General features: G+C 63.4%; 21 protein-coding genes. 11 read left to right on the top strand and 10 right to left on the bottom strand.

The genetic code is table 11. The features are described from left to right. Positions 1-1137 (bottom strand): NAD(P)/FAD-dependent oxidoreductase, encoded by a 1137-nt coding sequence (locus AC1RNP_RS06035; RefSeq protein ID WP_493050361.1) that lies wholly within the window; start codon positions 1135-1137, stop codon positions 1-3. 183 nt (positions 1138-1320) lie between these two features. Here AC1RNP_RS06035 and AC1RNP_RS06040 point away from each other — a divergent pair, with 183 nt between their 5' ends. Continuing rightward, a complete protein-coding gene (locus AC1RNP_RS06040) occupies positions 1321-1608 on the top strand; it encodes a DUF3247 family protein (protein ID WP_493050362.1) in 288 nt (95 codons plus the stop codon). A 13-nt stretch (positions 1609-1621) separates the two neighbouring features. Here the strand turns inward: AC1RNP_RS06040 and AC1RNP_RS06045 are convergent, their stop codons facing one another. The 4 genes from AC1RNP_RS06045 to AC1RNP_RS06060 all read right to left on the bottom strand — a co-directional run bounded on the left by AC1RNP_RS06045 (position 1622) and on the right by AC1RNP_RS06060 (position 5676). Next, positions 1622-2077 (bottom strand): PaaI family thioesterase, encoded by a 456-nt coding sequence (locus tag AC1RNP_RS06045; RefSeq protein WP_493050363.1) that lies wholly within the window; start codon positions 2075-2077, stop codon positions 1622-1624. 48 nt (positions 2078-2125) lie between these two features. Then, entirely contained in the window at positions 2126-3691 is a 1566-nt protein-coding gene (locus AC1RNP_RS06050) for a pseudouridine synthase (RefSeq protein WP_493050364.1), read from the bottom strand. Next, positions 3688-4638, bottom strand: coding sequence for an SMC-Scp complex subunit ScpB (scpB, locus tag AC1RNP_RS06055; RefSeq protein WP_493050365.1), 951 nt, complete (start codon positions 4636-4638; stop codon positions 3688-3690). Before scpB ends, AC1RNP_RS06050 begins: the two co-directional genes overlap by 4 nt. A 102-nt stretch (positions 4639-4740) precedes the next feature. After that, positions 4741-5676: a segregation and condensation protein A gene (locus AC1RNP_RS06060; RefSeq protein ID WP_493050366.1), complete on the bottom strand. Its 936-nt coding sequence runs from the start codon at positions 5674-5676 to the stop codon at positions 4741-4743. Between the two features lie 419 nt (positions 5677-6095). On the opposite strand from AC1RNP_RS06060, the gene AC1RNP_RS06065 reads away from it, so the two are divergent. From AC1RNP_RS06065 to AC1RNP_RS06110, 10 genes are all read left to right on the top strand, one after another. Continuing rightward, the gene (locus tag AC1RNP_RS06065) at positions 6096-6395 is read left to right on the top strand and encodes a YciI family protein (protein WP_226468631.1); all 300 of its coding nucleotides are present in this window, start codon (positions 6096-6098) and stop codon (positions 6393-6395) included. Next, the gene (locus AC1RNP_RS06070) at positions 6392-6661 is read left to right on the top strand and encodes a BolA family protein (RefSeq protein ID WP_493050367.1); all 270 of its coding nucleotides are present in this window, start codon (positions 6392-6394) and stop codon (positions 6659-6661) included. The genes AC1RNP_RS06065 and AC1RNP_RS06070 overlap by 4 nt, the downstream gene beginning before the upstream one ends. Before the next feature lie 167 nt (positions 6662-6828). Continuing rightward, positions 6829-7869 (top strand): LacI family DNA-binding transcriptional regulator, encoded by a 1041-nt coding sequence (locus AC1RNP_RS06075; RefSeq protein WP_493050368.1) that lies wholly within the window; start codon positions 6829-6831, stop codon positions 7867-7869. A gap of 79 nt (positions 7870-7948) precedes the next feature. Beyond that, positions 7949-10999 (top strand): TonB-dependent receptor, encoded by a 3051-nt coding sequence (locus tag AC1RNP_RS06080; RefSeq protein ID WP_493050369.1) that lies wholly within the window; start codon positions 7949-7951, stop codon positions 10997-10999. Positions 11000-11062: 63 nt separating this feature from the next. Next, positions 11063-12718, top strand: coding sequence for a glucoamylase family protein (locus AC1RNP_RS06085; protein WP_493050370.1), 1656 nt, complete (start codon positions 11063-11065; stop codon positions 12716-12718). A gap of 49 nt (positions 12719-12767) precedes the next feature. Next, positions 12768-14045, top strand: a complete 1278-nt coding sequence (locus AC1RNP_RS06090) for a sugar ABC transporter substrate-binding protein (protein ID WP_493050669.1) — start codon at positions 12768-12770, stop codon at positions 14043-14045. After that, positions 14042-14920: a carbohydrate ABC transporter permease gene (locus tag AC1RNP_RS06095; RefSeq protein ID WP_493050371.1), complete on the top strand. Its 879-nt coding sequence runs from the start codon at positions 14042-14044 to the stop codon at positions 14918-14920. The genes AC1RNP_RS06090 and AC1RNP_RS06095 overlap by 4 nt, the downstream gene beginning before the upstream one ends. Position 14921: 1 nt before the next feature. Continuing rightward, a complete protein-coding gene (locus AC1RNP_RS06100; RefSeq protein WP_493050372.1) occupies positions 14922-15743 on the top strand; it encodes a carbohydrate ABC transporter permease in 822 nt (273 codons plus the stop codon). A gap of 143 nt (positions 15744-15886) precedes the next feature. Beyond that, a complete protein-coding gene (locus AC1RNP_RS06105; protein WP_493050373.1) occupies positions 15887-19021 on the top strand; it encodes a discoidin domain-containing protein in 3135 nt (1044 codons plus the stop codon). 184 nt (positions 19022-19205) lie between these two features. Then, positions 19206-19901 (top strand): hypothetical protein, encoded by a 696-nt coding sequence (locus AC1RNP_RS06110; protein ID WP_493050374.1) that lies wholly within the window; start codon positions 19206-19208, stop codon positions 19899-19901. A 15-nt stretch (positions 19902-19916) separates the two neighbouring features. Here the strand turns inward: AC1RNP_RS06110 and AC1RNP_RS06115 are convergent, their stop codons facing one another. The 5 genes from AC1RNP_RS06115 to zwf all read right to left on the bottom strand — a co-directional run bounded on the left by AC1RNP_RS06115 (position 19917) and on the right by zwf (position 25805). Beyond that, positions 19917-20573, bottom strand: coding sequence for a bifunctional 4-hydroxy-2-oxoglutarate aldolase/2-dehydro-3-deoxy-phosphogluconate aldolase (locus AC1RNP_RS06115; protein WP_493050375.1), 657 nt, complete (start codon positions 20571-20573; stop codon positions 19917-19919). Between the two features lie 65 nt (positions 20574-20638). Beyond that, entirely contained in the window at positions 20639-22555 is a 1917-nt protein-coding gene (edd, locus tag AC1RNP_RS06120; protein WP_493050376.1) for a phosphogluconate dehydratase, read from the bottom strand. Positions 22556-22618: 63 nt separating this feature from the next. Continuing rightward, positions 22619-23359, bottom strand: coding sequence for a 6-phosphogluconolactonase (gene pgl / locus AC1RNP_RS06125; protein WP_493050377.1), 741 nt, complete (start codon positions 23357-23359; stop codon positions 22619-22621). After that, a complete protein-coding gene (gene glk, locus AC1RNP_RS06130) occupies positions 23356-24378 on the bottom strand; it encodes a glucokinase (RefSeq protein WP_493050378.1) in 1023 nt (340 codons plus the stop codon). Before glk ends, pgl begins: the two co-directional genes overlap by 4 nt. Then, positions 24375-25805, bottom strand: a complete 1431-nt coding sequence (zwf, locus tag AC1RNP_RS06135) for a glucose-6-phosphate dehydrogenase (protein WP_493050379.1) — start codon at positions 25803-25805, stop codon at positions 24375-24377. Before zwf ends, glk begins: the two co-directional genes overlap by 4 nt. Between the last annotated feature and the right edge of the window lie 28 nt (positions 25806-25833).

A 25833-nucleotide genomic window follows, 5' to 3' on the forward strand; every position in this document is an offset into this window, starting at 1 on the left:
CTAGTTCCGGTTACGTAGCCCGCGCTTATGGAAGTACACCTGTTCCGCCGCCCAGCGCAGCGGCGGCGAATGCAGTAGCAGATCGAAGGGCCAATCCATCTGGAAGCGGTCATACGCCCACCGCAGCAATCGCTTGCTGCGGAAATGCGGAGCGGCTTGCACGGCGATCTGTTCCGGTCGCGTTTCATCGCCATGCATGTATCTCGCGATCGCTTCGCCAACCGTCCAGCCATGCCGCCACGCCGAATGGATGCCGCCTGCGGTCACCGGTGAAACGATGCCGGCGGCATCACCCGTGAGGATGACGCCGGGTGCGGCGAGCGGCGTCACCACGCCGCCGCAAGGGATCAGGCCGGCGCGCGTGGCGCTCGGACGCAGGGTCTTGTCGATCCCCAGTTGATCTCCGACTTCCGCGAGCAATCCGTCGATATCGGGCACGCCAGTGCGCGAAGGACGATGCCGGAAGGCGAGGCCGAACTGCACGCTGGTCGGGTTCTGGGCGGCCCAGCCGATGTAACCGGGTGCGTAGCGCTTGCTGATGAAGCAGTGCAGGGCATCGGGTTCGCGCAGGCAGGCGTTCTCGAACTCGTATTCGATGCCGTAAAGGAAATCACGCACGTGACCGAGCCCGGTGCGCGAGGCGACACGCGACTTGGCACCGTCGGCACCGACCAACCATCGCGCGCGCCCCAGTCCTTCGATCTGCCAGCCGTGCTTCGACGCCGTGTCCGATGAATTCGCGGCGACAGGCGCGGCATCGGTGAACGATTGCATCAGGCGCAAGTCGACACCTGCCTGCTGCATCTCGTCGGCCAGCCACCGCATCACGTTCGCGGTGTCGGTGGTGAGGAAGTAGTAGTCGGGCGCCTGCAGAGACAGGCTGCGCAGGCTCGGCGCATACAGCCGCACGCCTTCGACGCGCCGCACGAGCGATGTGGGAATGCGCGAGAGCAGCGTCTCCTCCGCCGCTTCCTTGACGAGAATGCCGGTGGTGTGGAGTTTCAGTCCCGGATCGCGTTTTCTCTCCATCACGCAGACGCGCAGGCCGGCCTTGCGCGCGGCAAGTGCACAGGCCGCGCCGGCGAAGCTGGCGCCGACCACCACCACGTCCCACTGCCAGGTGTCGCTGGAAGACATGCCTTCACGTTTCCGCCGCCGATGATGCGGTGATGTTGGCGGCGCGACGGGTGGCGACGATGTCGATTGTGTGAAGCGAGGAAGAAGTCACGCCACTGGCGTGATTCACGCGATTAACAGCATTGTCACCAGCGGTTAAGCGCTCGCGCGTAGCATCGAATCCATCACTGCCGGAGAAACGCGATGGGCCAGATTGCCGAACGCGTGCATACCGATCCGCGCATGATCGAGTTGCTGGAGGAGCGCGCCTTCGCATTGAAGGACGAAGCCGTGGTCGAGATGGAATTGGATGACGGTCGCCGCATTCGCGGCGTGGTGGTGGCGTTGCCCACGATTCAGGTGTTCCGCGATGCCGACGGCAACGAAGGCCACAATGCGTTGGTCAGGTTGGACGACGCTTACGATCCGCGACGCGAGCATTATGTGTGGCTGGATCGCGTGGTCTCGATCACGCAACTGGGAACCGCCTGATTCCGACGCCGCTTCAGGCCTTGGCGGAAGGCAAGGGCAGAATCTGGTTGGTCGATTGGCACATCGCCACCAGCTTGCCGTCCGCGAGACGTGCCTCCGCGGCGAGGTAGAGCGTGTTGCGCGTGCGTTCGAGCACGCGCGCGGTGCAGATCAGCAATGTTTCCTGGGCGCCGACCGGACGCAGGTATTGCGTGTTGAGCGCGCTGGTCGCGCTGGGCGGCGCCACGAGAAACGACAGCGGGCCGAGCGTGTTGTCGAGCGCAGCGACGATGAAGCCACCTTGCATGTTGCCGAGCGGGTTGCGGTAGCGCGGCAGCACCGGGAAACGAACGCTGAGGCTGACATTTTCGACGTATTCGACCAACTCGCCCTGCATGTCGAGGATGCAGGGCGGCGGAATCATGTCGCGAACGCCTTCCGGCGCCAGCGCCTGGAGCCGGGCCGTGATCGCATCACCTTCGAGGCTCATGGCGTGCCTGTGTGCCGATTGTTTTCAGGGCATGCGCGGTGCATGTGCTCAGCGATTGCCACCGTGATGATGTCCGCCACCACCACCACCGCGCGAGCCGCCGGGGCCTTTGAAGCCCTTGCCGCCGCCGGGGCGGGGGCCGCGCGGACCATTCGGACGATTATTGCCGCCCGGTCGCGGGCCACGCGGACGATCGTAGGGATTGAAGCCGCCGGGCGTGGCGTGATCGGAAGGGAAGTTCGGCGCATTGCCCGGATGTCCGTAGGGACGCGATGCGCGCTGCGCGGGCTTCGGACCTTGTCCGGGGCCGCGTTCGCCGAAGTTGCCGCCTTGGCGCGGGCCCTGGCCCTGGCCTTGACGCGGCCCTTGGCCCGGACCGCCGAATTTCTTGCCGAAGGGGCCGCCTTTATTGGCATGTTTCGGCCCGGCATTGCGATGTCCGGCCGGACCGGTATCCACGCCCTCGGGCACGTACCAGGTGCGGAACGCGGCGGGATTGCCTTCCGGCAGCGGCTTCGGACCTTTCTGCTTGCGCTGCTTGAACGGTTTCTGCGACTGCTTGGCGGCGGCTTCGCCGCTCACCGTGAGTCCGCCATGCGGCTTCTTGTTGCCGCGACGGCCGCGATCCTCGCGCACGTGATCGAAACGGCGCAGCTCACGACCTTCGTCGGCGGTGTTGTGGCCGTTGACGTAGGCCTTGCCGCGGCTTTCACCGGATACTTGCACGGTCGATTTGGTGGCCTTGCGCTGGCCGATCACCGGCTGCAGCGTGAGCGCGGGCGGCGGGCCTTCCTCGAGCTTGAGTTCGCGACGCAGCGCTTCCACCTGCGCGTCCGGCAGTTCCTGCGACTGGCCGCGCAGCAGCGGCTGCGGCAGCGACACCGAACCGTAGCGGATGCGCTTGAGGCGGCTCACCTGGCAGCCCTGCGATTCCCACAGGCGCCGCACTTCGCGGTTGCGGCCTTCCTTGAGCAGCACGCGGAACCAGTCGTGCGAGTCGGTGCCGCCGATGCGCTCGATCTCGTCGAACTTGGCGGGACCGTCCTCGAGCGCGACGCCGCGGCTCAGGCGGTCGACGATCTTGTCGGACACGCTTTCTTCGCCTTCCGGCGCGCGCACGCGGCACACGTACTCGCGCTCGACTTCGAAGGAGGGATGCATCATCGCGTTGGCCAGCTCGCCGTCGGTGGTGAGCAGCAGCAGGCCGGTGGTGTTGATGTCGAGGCGGCCGATGGCGATCCAGCGCGCGCCCTTCAGCGCGGGCAGGGAATCGAAGATGGTGGGACGGCCTTCGGGGTCTTCACGCGTGGTGACTTCGCCTTCCGGCTTGTTGTAGATCAGCACGCGCGCCGGATCGGTGAGGGCGCTGGCGACGAAGATCTTGCCGTCGAGTTCGACGCGATCGCCGCCGCGGATGCTCATGCCGGTCTGCGCGACCTCGCCGTTGACCTTGATCAGGCCGTCGGCGATGCGCTGTTCGAGTGCGCGGCGCGAGCCGAGGCCGGCCTGCGCCAGCACCTTGTGCAGGCGTTCTTCGAGGCGCGGGGCCTCGGTCGTGGTGGTTTCGTTGTTGCCGCGCTTGAGGGAAAGCGTGCGGCTGGGGGTGTCACTCATGTTGTACTCCGGGAGCTGTCGCCTTCATCGGCGAGGGCGTGTTCGTCTGATTCGTTGTCGTCGAGGAGCCCAATGGCCTCCTCGGGCTGGGTTTCGAGGTCGTCGTGATCGGCCTCGTCGGTGGTGTCGTCGTCGTTGCTGTCATCAATGATGCTGTCATCAGTGATGTTCTTATCAGTGATGTTCTTATCAGAGATTTCGTCGGCGATGTCTTCAACAATTTCGGCGCCGACGATGTGATCGGCTTCTTCGTCGACGCGTGTTTCGGCGTTGGTGTCTTCCGCTGCTTCGGAATCGCCTTCCGCTCCTTCCGCGTCACCGTCGACGGCGATGTCGCCAATCGGCATCGCGGCCTCGCCGGATGTCTCGCCGGTCTTGCCGTCAGCCTTGCCGTCGAAGGAGAACTGCGGATCGAGTTCGCCGAAATCCTTCAGTTCCGACAGCGGCGGCAGTTCGTCCAGGCGCTTCAGGCCGAAGTAGTCGAGGAAGCCCTTGGTGGTGCCGAGCAGTTCCGGGCGGCCCGGGATGTCGCGATGGCCGACCACGCGGATCCACTCGCGCTCTTCCAGCGCCTTGATGATGTTGCTGTTGGTGGCGACGCCGCGCACCTGTTCGATCTCGCCGCGCGTGATCGGCTGGCGGTAGGCGATCAGGGCGAGGGTTTCCAGCGTGGCGCGCGTGTACTTGGTCTGGCGCTCGCTCCACAGCCGCGCCACCCAGGGATGCACGTCGGCCTGAACCTGGAAGCGCCAGCCGGATGCCAGCTCGACCAGCTCCACGCCGCGCTCGGCGGATTCGGCCTGCAGTGTTTCCAGTGCCTGCGCGATCGCGCCGTCCGGCGCCGGCTCGTCGAGGGGGAACAGTCCCTGCAGCTGCACCAGCGTCAGCGGCTGGTTGGCCGCAAGCAGGGCGGCTTCGACGATGCGTTTGATGAGTTGTTGATCCATTGAAAGCCGTGATTCGGGATTCGGGATTGGGGATTCGTTCAAGCGCGTTGCATCTTTGGTTCCGCTCCCGCGGGACGGGAGAGCGGGTGGGGGGAAGGCGGGTTATGCCTGCGCGTCGTCATTGGCCGCGGCGTCTTCGTCGTCGAACTCGCTCGACAGCTCCAGCTCGGCGGCGTCGCCCTCGCGGGTCGCCAACGACTTGATGTAGATCGGCGCGAGAGGGGCCTCCTGCACGATGTCGAGCAGGCGCTCCTTGGCCAGTTCGAGGATCGACAGGAACGTGACCAGCACGCCCAGCTTGCCTTCGCGCGCCTCGAACAGCGATTCGAAGCGATGGAACTTGCCGTCGCCCAGCCGCGACAACACTTCGCCCATGCGCTGACGGACGCTGAGGGCGTCGCGCTTGATGGCGTGGCCGGTGAACAGCTCGGCGCGCTTGAGCACGTCGTGCAGGGCCATCAGCATCTCGCGCAGGTCCACCGGCGGCGGCAGCTTGACCGAGGCACGGTCCGGCACGAAGGCCTGTGCCGGTGTGGTGTCGCGGTCCTGGCGGGGCAGGGCGTCGAGGTCCTCGGCGGCCTGCTTGAAGCGTTCGTATTCCTGCAGGCGGCGGACCAGGTCGGCGCGCGGGTCGTCTTCCAGGCCTTCCTCGCTCGGCGGCCGCGGCAGCAGCATGCGCGATTTGATCTCGGCCAGGATCGCCGCCATCACCAGGTACTCGGCGGCCAGTTCGAAGCGCATCTCCTGCATCACCTCGATGTACTCGACGTACTGCCGGGTGATCTCGGCGACCGGGATGTCGAGGATGTCGAGGTTCTGGCGGCGGATCAGGTACAGCAACAGGTCGAGTGGCCCTTCGAAGGCGTCGAGGATGACCTCGAGCGCGTCCGGCGGGATGTACAGGTCCTGCGGAATCTGCAACACGGCCTGGCCATGCACCACGGCCAGCGGCATTTCCTGCTGCTGGGGGGCATGCTGCTGTTGGGCAGGAGACGCCTGGTTTTGCGGTTGCGCTTCGGGCGCGTTGTCTTCGGTCATGCGATTCGCGGCCCCCTCCGGGCCACAGGCGATTGCCTTATTGGTGTTGGCGCACGGCGGACCGTGGCCGGTTTGCAGCATGGAAGCGAGGCGGGTGCCCAATATCGAAGCAGCCGTGATTGATGCAAGCCGGGTTGATACAGGCCCCAAGGTCGAAGCAGGTGTTTGCCGAGCGCCGCATGTGCGACACCGCATCGGGAGTGCGGCGAAGGACAGCGGAGGGATCGTCGGCGGGCCGGGCGGGGGCAGCGAACGCGCTGGTCTCAGAAGACTGTCGACGTCTGCGGCGACGGGCCGCTGCGTTCCGGCCACGGAACTGGGCTTTAGGTTACGGTTTGGCCGCACCAGTGTCCAGCCCGGGGGCTGAACCGCAGGCGGCTTACAATTGCGGCTTCGTTCTGACGGATACATTGATGCCGATGTGGTACGCGATCGAGGGATATGACGATGCCGACGTGCTCGGCCGGCGCCTGCAGGCGCGACCGCAGCATCTGGCGCGCTTGCACGCGTTGCGCGATGCCGGGCGGTTGCTGTTGGCTGGACCTTGCCCGGCGATCGATGCCGAGGACCCGGGGCAGGCCGGATTCAGTGGCAGCATCGTCATCGCCGAGTTCGCCTCGCTGGAGGAAGCACGGGCCTGGGCCGATGCCGATCCCTATGTGGAGGCCGGGGTGTACGGCCGTGTCGAGGTGCGTCCGTTCCGGCCGGTGCTGCCATGAGTTTGCCCAAGGAAGCCCGAGTCGCCGCCATCCGCGACGCCCTGGAGGCCGCATTCACCCCCAGCGAACTGGAGATCCGCGACGACAGCCATCGCCATGCCGGTCATGCCGGCGCGCGTGACGGGCGAGGACATTTTGATGTCCGCATTGTCAGCAAAGCGTTCGCGGGCATGACGCCACTGGCCCGGCATCGTGCCGTCTATGCCGCGTTGGGTGACCTGATGACGACCGATATCCACGCACTGTCGATTCGCGCCGAGGACTAGAGGACGGCGTTTTGCCCCCCAATAATGTGACCGGCAGCGCAGAATCTTGCTGCGTCGCAGCAATTCAGGTTCGAATCGGTCCGTTTTGCGCAGGTTTCGCCACCGGCTACACGGTTTCGTTACGGTCGGCTTTACATCCTTCTTTGTAAACGTTTACATTCCCGGAAATGCCCGAACAGGGCAACGACCCGGGAGAAGGCGTGGCCGTAACCATCAAAGACGTCGCCAGGCAGGCCAACGTGTCCGTCGCCACCGTCTCGCGGGCGCTGAATGGGCACGAGAATGTTGCCAAAGCGGTGCGTGAACGCGTCCTTCACGTCGCCAACCAGTTGCGCTACAGCCCGCACCACGCGGCCCGCAGCCTGAGCAGCCGCCGCACCCACACCATCGGCGTGGTGTTGCCGGACCTGTACGGCGAGTTCTTCTCCGAACTGATGCGCGGCATCGATCAGGTTGCCCGCGAACGCCGCCTGCATCTGCTGGTCTCGAGCTATCACGGCAATCCCGAAGAGCAGGGCGAGGCCTTGCGCGCCATGCGCGGACGCGTGGACGGCCTGCTGCTGATGTCCCCGTTCGTGGGCGGCAGCGAATTCCTGGAACAGAACCTCAGCCCGGCGATGCCGGTCGTGTTGATGAACAGCGACGTGCCCGAGGACGGCAAGCCGTCCTTGCGCGTGGACAACTACGGCGGCGCCCGCGCCATGATGCGGCACCTGCTCGATGCCGGGCATCGCCGCATCGCCTTCATCGCCGGCCCGGAAGACAACTTCGATGCCCGCGAGCGTCTGCGTGGCTACCGCGACGCGCTCGCCGAACGCCTGCCGGATGCCAAGCCCTGGATTCTGCCCGGTGACTTCGACGAAGCGTCCGGCCACCGCGCCGGCGGTGAGCTGCTCGCGACGGATGCGCGTCCCGATGCGGTCTTCGCCGCCAACGACATGATGGCGCTCGGCTGCCTGTTCGCATTGACGCAGGCCGGCGTGCAGGTGCCGCGCGATATCCGCATCGCCGGCTTCGACGACATCCCGCTGGCGCGATACGTGCATCCATCGCTGACCACGATGCGGGTCGACATCGCCGAACTCGGCGGCCGCGCATTGCGGCTGCTGCTGGACACGGCCAATGCGGAACCCGCGCAGGAAGGACGTCCACGAGAAGACGCCGCGCCGCTGGTTCCGCAGCTCATGGTGCGCGCCTCCACCGCGTGAGATCGAGGCAAACCAAAAACTAAAAACAGGGGGACGCCGTCAAGGGTTCCATTTCGACTGCCCTGGGAGGGGAGAAGTGATGAAGTTCAAGCGACAGACGCAGTATCGAACCAATCGAAGCTTGTTGGCTTGCGCGCTCGCGAGCTGCATGCTGATCTCCGCGCCGCATGCGTTGGCGCAGTCGACCGGCGCCACGATTCGCGGCCAAGTGTCGGCCGATTCGGCGCCCGCCTCGGGCGCCACGGTGACCGCCACCAACACCGCCACCGGGCTGACGCGCAAAGTGCAGTCGGCGGCGAACGGCGGTTACTTTCTCGGCGGCCTGCCGCCTGGCACCTATCGTGTCGATGTCACCGCCAACGGCAAGACGAGCACTCAAAACATCACAGTGCAGGTCGGCCAGACCGCAACCTTGAACCTCGGCGTTGGCGGTGTGGCTGAAACGGCGCCGACCGGCGAAGCCACCAACCTAGAAACCGTCAGCGTCACCGCGACGGCGGCGGTGGAGACCAAGACCTCGGAAGTCGCGACTTATGTGACGCAGCGGCAGATTCAGGCGTTGCCTCAATCCTCGCGCAACTTCCTCGCGTTCGCGGATACCGTGCCGGGCATGGTGTTCGAAACGAGTGTTGGCGGTACCAGCAAACTTCGCAGTGGTTCCCAAAGCGCCAATGGCGTGAATGTCTACATTGATGGTGTTGGGCAGAAGGGCTATACGTTGGCGGGCGGTATCGGCGGACAGAACGATAGCGCGGGCAATCCGTTTCCGCAGTTGGCGATCGGTGAATACAAAGTCATCACTTCCAACTACAAAGCCGAATACGACCAGATCAGCAGTGCTGCGGTGACGGCGGTGACAAAATCCGGCACCAATGAGTTTCACGGTGATGTCTTCATGGATATCAACAAGGTGCGCGATTGGCGTTCTGCAACGCCTGTCGAGGAGGAAGAGGGAGCCAAGACCAAATCCATCGAAAAACAGTATGGCGCGGCACTCGGTGGCCCAATCATTAAGGATAAGTTGTTCTTCTTCGTAACCTACGAAGGCAAGGATTTCACTCGCCCGCGTCTGGTGCATGCCGAGGACGCCGTCGCTTCCTCGTTGGGAGATCTCACTCCGGAACTCGCTAGTTACATGGGTTCGACCTCGGTTCCGTTCAACGAGGACTTGTGGTTCGGCAAGCTGACCTGGCAGGCGGGCGACGCCCATTTGGTCGAGCTGTCCATGAAGCGCCGGGAGGAGCAGGAGATCACGGATGTCGGCAACGGGCCGAATACGCCGAGCTTCGGAAAGGCCAAGAACAACGACAGCGATCGTTTCGATCTGCGCTACCAGTACAGCGGCGAGAACTGGCTCAACGATGCCCATATCACCTATGAGGACGAAGCTTTCAATCCTCGTGCGGTCGGCACTGATATCGGCAAGGAGATTGTAGGCTGGACCCAGGGTGTGGAACCGCGGCGGGTGGGAACCTATCTCAAGCTGGGCGGCGGTGCCGACTATCAGGACAAGGGGCAGCGGGGCGTCGGGTTCCAGAACGACCTGACCTTCACTGGCTGGGAGAGGCACACCATCAAGATGGGCGTGAAATACAAGCAGGTCACGCTCAATGCTTTCGAACAGCAGCCTTACAATCCCACGTTCCGCTACGACCTGCAGGCGAACCTGGCGGCCGGCAATACTGCGCTCGCGGACTTCATTCCCTATGAAGTGCAGTTCGCGCCGGACTACTCCGGAAGCCGCAATATCGAATCCAAGAACAAGCAGTACGGCATCTACATCCAGGACGACTGGGAAGTCACAGACAAGCTGATGTTGAATATCGGTCTCCGCTATGACTACGAGACCTCATCCAGTTTCGAGGATTACGTGACGCCTCCAGATGTAGTGGCGGCCTTGCGAAGCTGGGACAACATCAACAAGAACCTGCATCCGAATGTCGGTTACGACATCGAGGATTACATTAGCAACGGGCACAACCGGAAGCCGTTCAAGGATGCCTGGCAGCCGCGCATAGGTTTTTCCTATGATCTGTTTGGCGATCAGCGCCATGTCATCTTTGGTGGTGCGGGACGCGCCTACGATCGCAACGTGTTCGATTATTTGGCGCTCGAACGCTCGAAAGGCGCTTTCCCGAGCTATACATTCCAGTTCAATACGCCCAATCACCCGTGTACCGTCGGTACCGGTAATTGCTTTGCCTTTGATCCGGCGCTCTACAATCGCGATTATCTCTACTCGCAGATCGCTGGGCCGACGCGGACCGGCGGTGAGGTCGATATGATCAAAAACGATCTCAAGGTGCCGTATTCGGATCAATTCAGCTTGGGTATGCGTAATTCCTTCAAGCTGTTTGGCAATGATTGGAATTCGTCCGTGGCGCTGGCGTACATCGAGAGCCATGATGGGATCCTCTTTACGCTCGGCAACCGGAGGGAGGATGGATCGTTCTATCCTGCGGGAGCGTCGTTCGGAAATGCGCCTTGGGGATTTGCGTTGCCTGGATACGGGAACCTGATCCTGGCGAACAACTCCGTCGAAACGCGGATCGGTCAGTTGCTCGTGTCGCTGGAGAAACCCCTCACTCGCGAGTCGCCTTGGGGCGTGACCGTTGCCTATACCTATAGTGATTCCAAGGAAAATCGAGGTAATGCGGCTGCCAATGATGAGCATTATTCGTTCGATTATCCCAATCTCGATGATGTTGCCTTCGTCAGGTCGGTAGGGATCTCCAAACATAGGCTGGTGGCTACGGGCATCGCCGAGTATTGGGGGGTGCAGTTCTCGGCGAAGCTGACGCTTGCCACTCCTCCAGGCAAGGATGGCTTGAACTGCTCGCGAACCCCAGAAGGCGCGCCCGGGTGCGGCGCCGGGTTCTTCGACACGTATTACTTCGATGATGCCCGCCAGCGCCAGTTGGACATTGCGGTGCAGAAAGAGTGGAAGATGAGTGAAAACATGAAGCTGCGAGTGCGTGGTGACGTCTTCAATGTCACCAACGACCACAGCTACGTCAATTTCGATGCCGGCAACAAGGATACGAATGAGAATTTTGGCAATCGCAGCAACAAACAGATCCTTGCCGACCTGCCACGTACCTTCAAGCTATCGTTCGGCCTGAGCTGGTGACCCCCGGAGGCCGCCCGGTAGCGGGCGGCCTCGTTCCCGTGACATGAGAGGATTTTTCCCGCGATGCGTTCTTGCAGCTTCCGCTACATCCAGGTCTTGTGCGTGCTGGCGGTGGTGTTGCTTGCCGGATGCGAAAAACGGGAGGAGGGCGCGCCCAGCCCGCCTTCATCATCCTCATCATCTTCATCTTCGAAAGCACCGGACAAGTCCGCGTCGGAGGAGGTGAGCTCTTCGCCGCAGACCACGCAACCGGAAGCGCCGAAAGGGCCGCCACCGCTACCGCCGCTGTTCAAGGACATCGAGCGGCGTACCTTCCAGTTCTTCTGGGATACGACGAACGAGGCCAACGGAATGACGCCGGATCGCTTCCCGTCGCGCCCGTTCGCCAGCATCGCTTCGATCGGATTCGCGCTGACGGCGTATCCGATCGGTGTCGAGAATGGTTGGATCAGCCGTCGGCAGGCGGTTGATCGCACGCTGGTGACGCTGCGTTTCTTCCGCGATGCCAAGATGGGCCCGCAGAAGGAAGGCCGCACCGGTTACAAAGGTTTCTACTACCACTTCCTCGACATGCAGGACGGTACGCGCCGCGCGCCCTGGGTGGAGCTGTCGAGCGTGGACACCGGTCTGCTGATGATGGGCGTGCTGTTCACGCAGCAGTATTACGATCAGGACAATGCCAGCGAGAAGGAGATCCGGGAACTCGCTGACATGTTGTACAAGCGCGTCGAGTGGCCCTGGCTGCAGAAGCGCCCGCCGCTGATCTCGATGGGTTGGTACCCGGAAAACGGCTTCATCAGCCATGACTGGAACGGCTGCAGCGAGGCGATGATGGTGTACATCCTCGCGCTCGGTTCGCCCACGCATCCGATCGGCGCGGAGGCCTGGCCGGCTTGGACAGCCGATTATGACCACTGTTGGGGTCAGTTCGAGGGCGAGGTGTACATCAGCTATGCGCCGCAGTTCTGGCATCAATACACGCAGGTGTGGCTTGACCTGCGCGGCATCCGCGACGACTACACGCGTGCGCGCGACATGGACTATTTCGAGAACAGCCGGCGCGCGACCTACGCCCAGCGCACGTACGCGATCGAGAATCCACTGCGATGGAAGGACTACGGCGAGGACGTATGGGGCCTGACCGCCAGTGACGGTCCGCAGCGAACAATGCAGGAATACAACGGCGAGCAGCGCGAATTCCGCCACTACAGTGCGCGTGGGGCGGGACTTCGTGATGCCTTCGACGATGGCACGATCGCGCCCACCGCCGCGATCAGTTCACTGGTCTTTGCGCCCGAAATCGTGATCCCCGCCACCCAGGCGATGCATGAACGCTATGGCGATTTCTTGTATTCCAGCTACGGGTTCCTGGATGCCTTCAATCCCAGTTTCAATTACGACATCCCGCTGAAGACCGGACGTCTGGTGCCCGACAAGGGATGGGTGGCGAGCGATTACATCGGTATCGATCAGGGGCCGATCCTGACAATGATCGCCAATTACCGGAACAACTTCGTCTGGGAGCGGATGAGGAAAAGCCCGTACATCCGTGAAGGCCTGAAGCGCGCGGGGTTCACCGGCGGTTGGCTCGATGAAGTCGAGAAGAAGGCCGAGGCAGGCAAGGCTGCCGACGCCAAGCAGGGCGATGGCGCAAAGGCGGCTCCAAAACCTGACAAGCAATCCGAAAGCCGCGGAAAACCCGTGGCGGAATCGAAATAGGCTCCTGATGGGCGCGAAGGGCGCACGTCGATCGTCCGTGATCGCACGCATGGCGCGCGGACTGTTGCTGTGTGGCGTGCTTCTGGCGGTGTCCGCTTGCGGCCGGAATGACCAGGGCCGCGAAGTCGTGAAGTTCTGGGTGATGGGGTATGAAGGCGAGGCGATCGTGCCGATCGTGCGCGAATTCGAGCGCCTGCATCCGGAGATCGACGTGCAATTGCAGCAGATGCCGGTGTTGTCTGCTCACGAGAAACTGTTGACCGCGTTCGCGGGGGATTCGCTGCCGGATGTGACTCCTATCGGAAACACCTGGATCCCGGAGTTTGCGGAGCTCGATGCGCTGGAACCCCTGGACGCCGAAATCAAGGCGACCGCAGGCTTCGACGTCAACGATTTCTATCCGAGCGCCTGGGGCAGCGGCGTAATCGATGGGAAGACATACGCGGTCCCCTGGTACGTGGAAACGCGCTTGCCGTTTTATCGAACCGATCTCCTGCGTGAAGCGGGGATCGCCAAGCCGCCGGCGAACTGGGGTGAGTGGAGCACAGCGCTGGCGGCGATCAAGCGTATGGTTGGGCCGAAGCGTTATGCGATCCTGCTCCCGCTCAACGAGTATGAGCCCTTGTTGAATCTTGCGATCCAGCAGGAGGAGCCGCTCCTGCGCGACGGTGGGCGTTACGGAAATTTCCGTAGCGCCGGCTTCAAACGGACCCTGACGTTCTACAAGGAAATATTCGATAACGACTGGGCGCCGAAGGTCGCCAACACCGCGATCTCGAACGTCTGGGATGAATTCGGCAACGGTTACTACACCTTCTACATCAATGGACCGTGGAACATCGCCGAGTTCAAGAAGCGATTGCCGCCAGAGTTGGCGAAATCGTGGATGACGATGCCATTGCCAGGCCCGGACGGGCCGGGTGCTTCTGTAGCCGGTGGCACCAGCTTCGTCGTGTTCCGCACGTCCAGGCACAAGGCTGCAGCATGGAAGCTGATCGCTTATCTGTCGAGGCCGGAAGTGCAGGTGAAATTCCATGGCGTTACCGGCAATCTGCCATCGAGGCGTTCGCCGTGGGATGCGAAGTCGCTGGCGGACGATCCGTATGCGCGTGCTTATCGCATCCAGCTCGAGCGTGCGCGGCCGACACCGAAGGTGCCGGAATGGGAGCGGATTGCCACCGAGTTGCGCGTGATCGGCGAGCAGCTGGCCAACGATCGTCTGACGGTCGATGAAGCGGCGGCGGAGCTGGACCGGCGCGCGGACAAGATTCTGGAGAAACGACGCTGGATGCTGGCGCATCGCGTCACGGCGGGAGCGCAGCCATGAAGTCGGGCGTCGCTGGCTGGATATTCGCTGCTCCGGCGCTGCTCGTGATCAGCGTCTTCTTCTTCCTGCCGGTGATCGCGGCGCTGGGTTTGAGCCTCACCGACTTCGACATCTACGCGCTGGCGGATATCCATAACCTGCGATTCGTTGCCTTCGACAATTATCTCGGCCTGCTGAGAAACCCGCTGTTCTGGAAAACCCTTGGCAACACCTTGTACTTCGTCGTTGTCGGGGTGCCTCTCTCGATCGCGGCCTCGCTGGGGGCGGCATTGCTGCTGCATTCCAGGCTAGGACGCTTCAAGAGTTTTTTCCGGACGGCTTATTTCGCACCTGTCGTGACCACGGTAGTGGCGGTGGCGGTGATCTGGCGTTACCTGTTTCATACCCGCTACGGGCTGATCAACTATGGCTTGTCGCTGGTCGGGATCGATCCGATCGACTGGTTGGGCGATCCGGACTGGGCGATGCCCGCGATCATCGTCTTCGCGGTGTGGAAGAACTTCGGTTACAACATGATCATCTTCCTGGCCGGCTTGCAGGCGATCCCAGAAGATCTGTACGAGGCCGCACGTATCGACGGCGCTTCGGGGCCGCAACAATTCCGGTATGTCACGCTGCCGATGCTGGGGCCGATCCTGCTGCTGGTCAGCATCCTCACCATGGCCGGTTACTTCCAACTGTTCGCCGAGCCCTACGTGATGACGCAGGGCGGGCCGCTGGAAAGCACCAAGAGCGTGCTGTATCTAATGTATGAGGAAGGCTTCAAATGGTGGAACCTCGGTAATGCCTCCGCCGTGGCGTTCCTGCTGTTCGCGCTGATGACGGCGGTGTCGAGCGGTCTGTTCTGGTTTGCACGACGCAAAGGGGCGGAGTGAAATGAACCATCGCTTTGCCACGACTGTCATCAATGGATTGCTGATCGCGCTGGCCGTGTTCAGTCTCGCGCCGTTGTTGTGGATGTTGTCCGTCTCGTTCATGCAGACGGGCGAGGCAGGTCATTTCCCGCCGCCGTTGCTGCCGGCGGAACCCACGCTGCACAACTATCGCGAACTGTTCGCCAAGGCCGGCATGGGACGTTATCTGGCCAACAGTTTCCTGGTTGCGACTTGCGTGACGTTGCTGTCACTGCTGTTCAATACCATGGCGGGATATGCCTTCGCCAAGCTGAAGTTCGCGGGACGGGAGGGGACGTTCCGCGCATTGCTCGCGGCGCTGGTGATTCCGGCGCAAGTTTCGATGATGCCCTTGTTCCTGTTGTTGAAGACGATGGGGCTGGTGAATACCTATGCGGGCGCGATCATTCCCGGCATGGCCGCGATCTTCGGCATATTTCTGGTGAGGCAGTATGCGCGCTCGATTCCCGACGAGTTGCTGGAAGCGGCCCGTATCGACGGCGCAGGCGAGTTTCGCATCTTCTTCCAGATCGTCTTGCCTGTGCTGAAGCCGATCCTGGTGACTTTGGCGATCTTCAGCTTCCTCGGCGCATGGAACGATTTCATGTGGCCGCTGATCGTGCTCAGCAATCAGGACCTGCAGACATTGCCGGTGGCGCTGGCCTCGCTCTCGCGCGAGCACGTGCAGGACAACGAATTGATGATGGCGGGGTCGGTGGTCACGATCGTGCCCGTGCTGCTGTTGTTCCTGGTGCTGCAACGGCATTACATCCAAGGGCTCCTGCTTGGAAGCGTGAAAGGGTGAGGGGCCGCGCTTGGTCGATGTCCTATCGGCATCGGTCGCGGCCCTGAACGCCGGGTCATGGATGGCCGGGCTGGACGGTCTGTAGCGCGTATTGCGACGCCAGGGAGCGCAGAAAGCATGTCGCATCAACACACAAGAAACTTATGCTGAGAACCGTATCTTTCATTGCATTGATTCTGTCTGTTGGGGCTACCCATGCCCAGGAGGCGATCAACAAACGCCAGCTCGACGCTTTTGATGACGCGTCTGCATGGCGTGTGGTGACTTCGAACCAGGTCGCGGCGACCCTGAGAAAGGTGGAAGGCGTCCAGGGCGAAGCCCTCTGCCTGGACTACGATTTCAATGGCGTCTCCGGCTATGCGGGCATCCAACGCGACCTGGCGATCGACTATCCGGAAAATTACGCGTTCTCATTCCAGTTTCGCGGCGATTCGCCAGCGAACGACCTGCAAACGAAGTTCATCGATGCCAGTGGAGACAATGTCTGGTGGGTCAATCGGCCGAAGTACGAATTCCCGAAGCAATGGACCGAGATTCGTTACAAGAAGCGGCACATCGACAAGGCCTGGGGGCCGGACCCGGATCGTGTCTTGAGGCGAAGCACCAAGCTTGAATTCACGATCTACAACAGTTCTGGCGGAAAAGGTGCGGTCTGCTTCGACGATCTGGAAATGGAGTCATTGCCAAAGCAGGACGATTCCCCGTTGCGTGGCGAGGTGACCGCCACGGCTTCCGCGGCAAGTGCCGGAAACACGATCGACGGCAAGCCGGACACGGCCTGGCAGGTCGCGTTGAACGAGAATGCTACCTTGATCCTTGATCTGGGGCGTCCGCGCGAATTCGGCGGGCTGGTGTTGAACTGGGCGTCCGGGACATTTGTTCCGGACTACCGGGTAGCGGTTTCGGACGACGCAAAGCACTGGCGTGAGGTACGCGAGGTGCGTCGAAGCAATGGTGGGCGTGACGATATTGCGTTGCCGGAGTCCGAAGCCCGCTATCTGCGTCTTGCCTTGGAGCCTGCGGCGGGACGTGAGGCGGCGCTGTCAGAAATCGCCGTGCAGCCCTTGTCATATGCGGCGACGCCGAATGATTTCATCAAATCGGTTGCCGCGAATGCGCCGCGTGGCTGGTATCCGCGAGGCTTCAGTGGCGAACAGCCTTATTGGACGATCGTTGGCATCGATGGCGGCCTTGAACAGGGATTGATCGGCGAGGATGGCGCGATCGAAATCGGAAAAGGGGGCTTCAGCATCGAACCGTTCGTGCTCGATGCTGGCAAGCTCGTGACGTGGAATGACGTGGAGACATCCCAGTCGCTGCGCGATGGCTATCTGCCGATTCCTGCCGTAACCTGGAAACATGCAGGCTTCACACTTGAAACGACGGCGTTCGTGCAAGGAAGCGACGCCAGCTCGCAGCTGGTGGCTCGATACAAGCTGACCAACACGGCTTCGCAGTCGCGCAAGATTGCATTGGCTTTGGCTGTGCGCCCGTTGCAGGTGAATCCGCCTAGTCAGTTCCTCAATACCATTGGTGGTTTCAGTCCGATCACGACGCTGCATGTCGGGGAGCGGTCGGTGGAAATCGACGGAAAGATCCGCGCACGTGCGTTGCAGAGTGCGGATGCGCATTTTTCGCAGACGTTCGACGAAGGAATCGCCGTGGAGCGTTTGATCGAGGAATATCCGCGAGCTTCCTCCGCCGTCAAGGATCCAACGAGGCTTGCATCCGGCGCATGGGTATACGAGCTGCAACTGGCGCCCGGCGAAAGCCGCGAGTTCTCGTGGGTGGCGCCGCTGACCGGCGATTTCCCGGATGTCTCGCATTTCGATACTGCCCATGCCTTGGCCGACGTTGCCGCGCAATGGCACGGAAAGCTCGATCGCGTTCAGATTCAGGTGCCCATGCAAGGGCAGGATCTTGTCGATACTTTGCGTACCGCGACCGCGCATATGCTTATCTCCCGCATCGGGCCACGTTTGCAGCCCGGAACACGCTCATATGCGCGTAGCTGGATTCGCGACGGAGCGATGATTTCGGAAGGTCTCCTGCGCATGGGGCGGGAAGACGTGGTGCGCGACTACGTCGACTGGTATGCGCCGTTCCAGTTCAAGGATGGCATGGTGCCATGTTGCGTCGATTCTCGCGGCAGCGATCCGGTGCCGGAAAACGATAGCCACGGCGAGCTGATCTTCAATATCGCCGAACTTTATCGTTATGACGGTGACAAGGCGTTCCTGCAAAAGATGTGGCCGCACGTGGTCGGCGCTTTCGACTACATGGAGAAGCTGCGCCTGAGTGAGCGTACCGAGGCGAATCGGGTCAGGAATCCCGCGTTCTACGGCATGATGCCGGTGTCGATCAGCCACGAAGGTTATTCAGCCAAGCCGATGCATTCGTACTGGGACAATTTCTGGGCGCTGCGTGGCTACAAGGATGCCGTCGCGATCGCGGAATGGCTGGACAAACCGGAAGATGCGAAACGCTTCGGGGCATCGAGGGATCAGTTCCGAGACGATTTGTACGCATCTCTGCAAGCGGCGGCGAAGCTGCACAAGATCGATTATCTTCCGGGCGCTGCGGAACTCGGCGACTTCGATCCAACCTCGACCACGATCGCACTGGCGCCTGGTGGCGAACAGGGCAGGCTGCCTGGGGACTTGCTGCGGAACGGTTTCGAGCGCTATTGGCGTGAATTCGTCCAGCGCCGGGATGGCAAGCGGGAGTGGGATGCCTACACGCCATACGAGTGGCGCAATGTCGCCGCTTTCGTGCGCCTGGGCTGGCGTGAGCGCGCGTGGGAGGCGATTGAATTCTTCTTCAAGGATCGTGCGCCGCAGGCCTGGAACCAATGGGCGGAAGTGGTATCGCATACGCCGCGCAAACCATTTTTCGTGGGTGATCTGCCACATGCCTGGGTGGCGTCAGATTTTGTGCGGTCGGCGTTGGAGCTGTTTGCTTACACGCGTGAAGTGGACGACAGCATCGTGCTGGCGGCTGGTGTTCCAGCCGATTGGCTCGACGGTCGCGGCATCGAGGTGCACGGCCTGCGCACGGCGCAAGGGCAGCTGAATTATTCATTGCGCAGGAACAGCAATGGCGGAGTGGTGCTGGAGGTCGGCGACGGTCTGCGCCTCCCGCAAGGCGGCCTGGTATTGCCGTGGCCCTATGCCGGAACACCTGGAGACGCCACGATCAACGGCAAGCCCGTGGCGTGGCAAGGCGGTGAGCTGCGAATCCACGCATTGCCCGCCACAGTGAAGATCGCGGGCAAATGATGTTGAGCCTGCTCTGAAAGCGGGCCGATGAGGGCTGGGCCGCTTTTGTGCTCTCGCTGGTGTGCTTGTTGCCCGCCGGAGCACAGGAACGGGATCGGTCGCGACCATGGCAGGATGCGGTGCTTTGAGCATTCGGATAGGCCCTGTCCGGGGGGGGCGACGCCGAATGCGCTATCTTGCGCCGATGAGCCCGCGCATCGTCCCGCTCTGGCCGCTACCGTTTGCCGTCGCCCTCATCCTGATGGTCGCCGTGCATCTGGCATGGTGGGTTTCGGTGCAGGCGGGCTACATCCCGTTTTGCGTGCCGTATCTGGAAGGCTGCACTTCGATCAGCCGCGCCGCGCGTCATGGATTGGGCAATCATCTATTCCGCCTGATGGTGTTGCCGTGCGCCTTGCTGGCAGGAGTGAACTGGTGGTCGGCGCGCGAATGGCTGCGCACGCCCGAAGGCGGGGCGGGTGGAAGGACTTTTCTGGTACTGGGCCTCGTGTCCGCATTCGCGCTCGCGATCTATGCCACGTTTCTGGGCACTGAGGGCGAGACCTATCGTTTCCTGCGTCGCTACGGCGTGACCGTCTTCTTCGGCTTCGGTTTCCTGGCGCAGTTGGGATTCATGCATCTGGCGATGCGGCAGGGGCGATTGCCGCGCCGTCTATCCATTGGCATGACATCGGTTTGTGTGGTCATGCTGGCGCTCGGTGTCGTCAGCGTCGCGTCGACCTTCGTGCTGAGCGATGCGGCGCATGATCGCGTCGAGAATGCGCTGGAGTGGCAGCTCGGGTTGTTGCTGGTGATCTGGTTCGCGTTGCAGGCGCGGGTCTGGCACGGGGATGGCTATGCCGTCCGGTTCACGCGCGGCGTCCCTGAAAATAAAGGTTGAGCTGCGGAAGCAGGCTCAACCGGCCGCGTTCTTGATGATGACGGCGGCGCGTGCCGCGCTTTCGCGAACCTTGTCCCACTGGCCGGCATCGAGCCAGGCCTTGGGCACCATCCATGAACCGCCGATGCAGACGACGTTCGGCTGCGCGAGGAATTCCGCGGCATTGTCCTCGCTGATGCCGCCGGTCGGGCAGAGCTTCAGATCGGCGAGCGGTCCGGCGAGGCCTTTCAGCATGGTGAGCCCACCCACGGCGCTGGCGGGGAACAGCTTGCAGACGCGGAACCCGCGCGCCATCAGGGAGAGGAACTCGGTGGGAGTGGCGCCGCCCGGCACGGCCGGAATCGAGGCTTGCGCAAGCGCATCGGCCAGGGCCGGCGGCGTTCCGGGCGTGACCAGGAAATCCGCACCCGCATCGATGGAAGCGCGGATCTGATCGGCCGTGAGCACGGTGCCCGCACCGATGACGATATCGGGAAGCGCTTTCTTCAGCGCCGCCAGCGCATCGATCGCCACGGGCGTGCGCAGGGTGAGTTCGATGCTGGTCAAGCCGCCGGTCAACAGCGCATCGGCCAGATGCTTGGCCTGGTCGATGCTGTCGACGGTCACGACGGGAAGAATGCCGGCGGCACGGAGCAGTGTTTCGGCCTTCTGCTGCGTTTGTTCGATGGTCATCGTGAGTAAGGAGACTATGAGGGAGTGGATTCGCGCGCGATGGCGCGAATGGTTGCAGGGATGCGTCAGGCATCCTTGGCTTCATGCGGCGCTTCAGCAGCGGCTGCATCGTGTCCAAGTTCGTATTCCGCGTCGTATTCCCACACGCTGCCGTCGGCTGACGGCGGGCCGCAGGAGATCGACAGCGCGCCGCGATCGGCCGGACCGACCATGGCGCGGTTGTACGCGAAGAGATTGCGTCCGAGGTCCTGTGCATGCGGCGTGGTATTGGGCGCGAGTGTGCGTGCATTCCACTCGTCGGCATCGACCAGGGCTTCGAGCACGCCGGCTTCGCCGTCCAGGCGGATGATGTCGCCTTCTCGCAGCTTGCCGATGGGGCCTTCGCGCGCGGCCTCGGGCGTGAGATGGATCGCGGCGGGAATCTTGCCGGAAGCGCCGGACAGACGGCCGTCGGTGACGAGCGCGACGCGGCGGCCCTGGTTCTGCAGCATGCCGAGCAGCGGCGCCAGCGAATGCAACTCCGGCATGCCGTTGGCGCGCGGGCCCTGGTAGCGCACCACGGCGACGAAATCCTGCGGCAGGCCGCCAGCGGCGTGCAGCTTGTTCAAGGCCTGAGGCGTATCGACGACCACTGCGGGCGCTTCGATCGTGCGGAATTCGGGCTTCACCGCCGAGAGCTTGATCAGCGAACGTCCGAGGTTGCCACGCAGCAGCCGCAGTCCACCCTGTGCTTCGAACGCATTGGTGGCTGGCCGCACGACGTTTTCGTCGGCGCTGTCGGCGATGCCGGGCGAGTAGGCGAGCGTTCCGTCCTGCAGCCGCGGTTCGTCGCAGTACGCACGCATGCCGCCGGGTACGACGGTCGCGATGTCCTCGTGCATCAGGCCGGCATCGAGCAGTTCGCGAAACACGAACGGGATGCCGCCAGCGGCGGCGAAGCGATTCACATCGGCGTCGCCGTTGGGGTAGACGCGCGCCAGCAACGGCACGGTCTGCGAGATTACGTCGATGTCGTCCCATGTCAGCACGATGCCGGCCGCGCGTGCGACCGCGACCCAGTGGATCGTGTGATTGGTGGAGCCGCCGGTCGCCATCAACGCGGAGAGGGCGTTGACGATGGCGCGCTCGTCGATCAGGCGCCCGAACGGCCGATAGTCCGCGCCGAGGGCGGTGATGCGCAGCGCGCGCTCGGTGGCCGCGCGCGTCAATGCATCGCGCAGCGGCGTGCCGGGATTGACGAAGGAAGAGCCGGGCAGTTGCACGCCCATCGCTTCGAGCAGCACCTGATTGGAATTGGCGGTGCCGTAGAAGGTGCAGGTGCCGGGTGCGTGATACGAGGCGGATTCGGCCTCGAGCAATTCCTCGCGCGTGGCTTCGCCGGCGGCGTAGCGCTCGCGCACTTCCGCTTTCTTCTTGTTGGGGATGCCGGGCGTCATGGGTCCGGCGGGCACGAAGATGGCGGGCAGATGACCGAAGGCGAGGGCGCCGATCAGCAGGCCGGGTACGATCTTGTCGCAGACGCCAAGGTAGAGGGCGCTGTCGAACATGTCATGCGAGAGCGAGATCGCAGTCGCCTGCGCGATCGCGTCGCGCGAGAACAGTGACAGCTCCATGCCGGCGCGGCCCTGGGTCACGCCGTCGCACATCGCCGGGACGCCGCCGGCGACTTGCGCGGTGGCGCCCAGTTCCCGTGCGATCTCGCGAATCACCGCCGGATACGTCTCGAACGGCTGATGCGCCGAGAGCATGTCGTTGTACGCGTTGACGATGCCGAGGTTGGGCGTGACATCCGCGCGCAGGCGGCCCTTGTCGGTCGGTCCGCACGCGGCGAAGCCGTGCGCTAGATTGCCGCAGGACAGCCGCGTGCGCGTCGGGCCTTCTCGATGGGCCGCGTCGATGCCGGCGAGATACGCCGCGCGCGAGGGGGCGCTGCGCTTGCGGATGCGGTCGGTGACGGCGGCGATGCGGGGATGGAGGCTCATGGGCGGCGGCGATGAGGCTTTGGTGGGGTTAGCGCGGCGGGAGCTAGTATTCCCGCGAGGAAGTCACGGACACCAATGCACCAGCAATGATGCGCCTGGTGTGGTGAATGCAACGCGTATCGGCAATTCCATCGGGTCGTCGCCTTGCGACGCCCGTTCGAAGATCTTGCGTTTGGATTCGCCGCGGATCAGCAGCAATCGCGTGCTGGCAGGTTGCAGTCCGGCGGGCGTGAGGCTGATGCGGCGGTTCCAGGCGCCGGCGACCGGGCAACCGGTCGCATCGACGGCGATGTAGGCCTGCGGAGAGGCCAATGCCTGCGCCAATCCGCGCATGCCGGGAAAGAGAGAAGCAGTGTGACCGTCCTCACCCATGCCGAGCGTCACGATATCCGCCGGCTGTTTCGCATGCAGATTGGCGGCGGCGATCACGTCGTCGATGTCGCGCCCCGGCGATGTCATGGTTTCGAAGCGCGCGGCGGCGGCCTTGTCCCGCAGCAGCGATTCGCGCACGTAGCGGGCGTTGCTGTCCGGATCGTCGGGCTGCAGCCAGCGCTCGTCGACAAGGCCGACGTCGACCCGCTGCCAGTCAAGCGGCTCGCGCGCGAGGAGTTCGTATGCGGGAGCGGGCGTTCTGCCGCCGGACAGCAGCAACCGCACGCGCGGCTGCTGTTGCAATTTGCGCTGCAGTTCAGCCGTCAGCGTCGCTGCGCTGGCCGCGGCCCATTGTTCGACGGTGTCGTAGGCGAGGAAACGCACGCGCGGATCGCCGTTCAAGGATTCGATGTGGGGATCCTTCGTGTTCATTGCGATTTGGCGATGCGGCGCGCGATCGCCGCCGTCCCCAGCAATCCGGCATGCGGATGCAGCACGGCGAGCGAAGGAATGCGCGCCATGTTCGAGGAAAAGCGCCCTTTGTGTTCGAAACGCTGGCGGAAGCCGGAACGGCGCAGGGCGTCGAGCACGCGCGGCACCAGCCCACCGGTGAGGAAAACACCGTCCCAGGCGCCGGTCGTCAGCACGAGATCGCCGGCGATCGCACCGAACACGGCGCAGAACACGTCGATGCTGCGCATGCAGAGCAGATCGCCCTGGGCTGCGCGCGCGGTGATGTCTTCCGGCGTCATCGGGCCGGGATCGGTGCGGGCGATTTCGGACAGTGCGCGATGGATGTTCACCAATCCGGGCCCGCAGATCAGGCGCTCGTTGGAAACGCGGCCGAATTGCGCCGACAGGCGTTCGAGGATGGCGATCTCCTCGGGCGTCCCCGGCGGGAAGCTGACGTGGCCACCTTCAGTCTCGATTGGCCAGTGTTCTCCGCCGCGCACGACCAGGACACCGACGCCGAGTCCGGTGCCTGGGCCGATCACCGCGTAGACGCGATCGCGCGGCTCGGAATCGGGGCGCCAGCCGACGCCGCCGACCGGCACGACGTCATCGGCCTGCAGCAGCACGATCGACATCGATTGCGCGGCGAAGTCGTTGACCAATTCGAGGTGGTCAAAATGAAGCGTCTCGCAGGTACGTGATTTCGAGATCACCCACGGGTGGTTGGTGATGCGTCCAATGTCGCCTTCGACACGTCCCGCGATCGCAAACACGCCTTGCTTGATCTCGACGCCGCTCTGCGAAGCAACCCCCGTCTGCTCAAGGTAATGCTGCGCGGCATCGCCGAGCGACGGGAAGTCGGTGACCGCGTACTTCTGCACGGTGTCGGTGAGCAACGGCAGCGGTGCGTCGGGATCGGCCAGCGCGAAGCGGGCGTTGGTTCCGCCGATGTCGGCCAGCAGGGTGCGGCGCCCCGAACCATTCGTGCCAACGCTCATGTCGCCTTTTTCCTGTGTCCGTTTCCGGACAGCGTCGCGGGCAGGAAACTGGAGGCGGCCGACGGTCCCCACGAACCGGCGGGATATTCCTGCGCCGGCGTGGAGGCGTTGCGCCAGGCGTCGCTGATGCTGTCGATCCAGCGCCATGCGGCTTCGACTTCGTCGTCGCGCACGAACAGCGTCTGATCGCCCTTGAGCGCGTCCACCATCAACCGTTCGTAGGCGATGCGGCGATGCGGGGTGGGCGACATGCTGAGGTCGAGCGACATCGGCTGCAGTTCGGTCGCGCCCCATTCCGGCGCGGCCAGGCTGCCCATCAGGCCGAGTTCGATCGTCTCCTCCGGCTGCAGGCGCATGCGCAGGCGGTTGGAGCGTGCGCGCTTCTTGCTTGGGCGTTCGAACACCCAGTGCGAAGTCGGCTTGAACGTCACCAGCACTTCGGTCGTGCGCGAGGGCATGCGCTTGCCGGTGACCAGGCGGAACGGCACGCCGGCCCAGCGCCAGTTGTCGATCCAGGCGCGCAGGGCGACGAAGGTTTCGACGTCGCTGTCGTGGGTGAAGCCCTTGACGGCCTCGCCATCGACCACGCCGGCGCTGTAACGGCCGCGCACGCTGTCGATGGCGGCGTCGGCGGCGCTCATCGGACGCAGCGCGCGCAACACCTTGGTCTTCTCGTCGCGGACACTGTCGGCATCGAGCGCGGCCGGCGGCTCCATCGCGATCAGGGCCAGTAGCTGCAGCATGTGGTTCTGCACCATGTCGCGCAGCGCGCCGTAGTTGGCGTAGTAGCCTTCGCGGCCGTCGACGCCGGCGGTTTCCGCGACCAGGATGTCGACGGATTCGATCCAGCGATGCTGCCACACCGCTTCCATCAGCGTATTGCCGAAGCGCAGCGCCAGCAGGTTCTGCACCGGCGCCTTGCCGAGGTAATGATCGATGCGGAAGATGCGTTTCTCGTCGAGCGCCGACTTGAGCGTGGTGTTGATCTCGCGCGCCGAGGCGAGGTCGCGGCCGATCGGTTTTTCCAGCACCAGTCGCGATTCGCCTTCCAGCAGTCCGGCCGCCTTCAACCCGCGGCAGGCGGGTGCGAACAGGTCGGGTGGCGTGGAGAGATAGCTGACGCTCGGGCGGTCGGCGTATTGCGACAGCGTCTTCGCCATCGCGTCGGGATCGTTGAGATTGAGCGCGTAGTAGGTGATGCGGCCGAGCAGGTCTTCCAGCGCGCGCGTTTCGCGATCGTCGTCGCTCTGGATGCGTTCGCGCAGCCAGGCGCGGAAGCCGTCGTTGTCGTAGTCGCTGCGGCCCACCGCCACCACGCGGAAGGTGGCGGGGAGCAGACGGTCACGCAACAGATGTTGCAGGGACGGGAACAGGTAGCGCTGCGCGAGATCGCCGGTGGCGCCGAAGAGCAGCAAAGTGTCGTGCATGAGGAGCGGGGTTCCTCGCCGAAGTGGG

The sequence above is a fragment of the Luteimonas sp. GW821-FHT14E02 genome, from assembly GCF_058803905.1.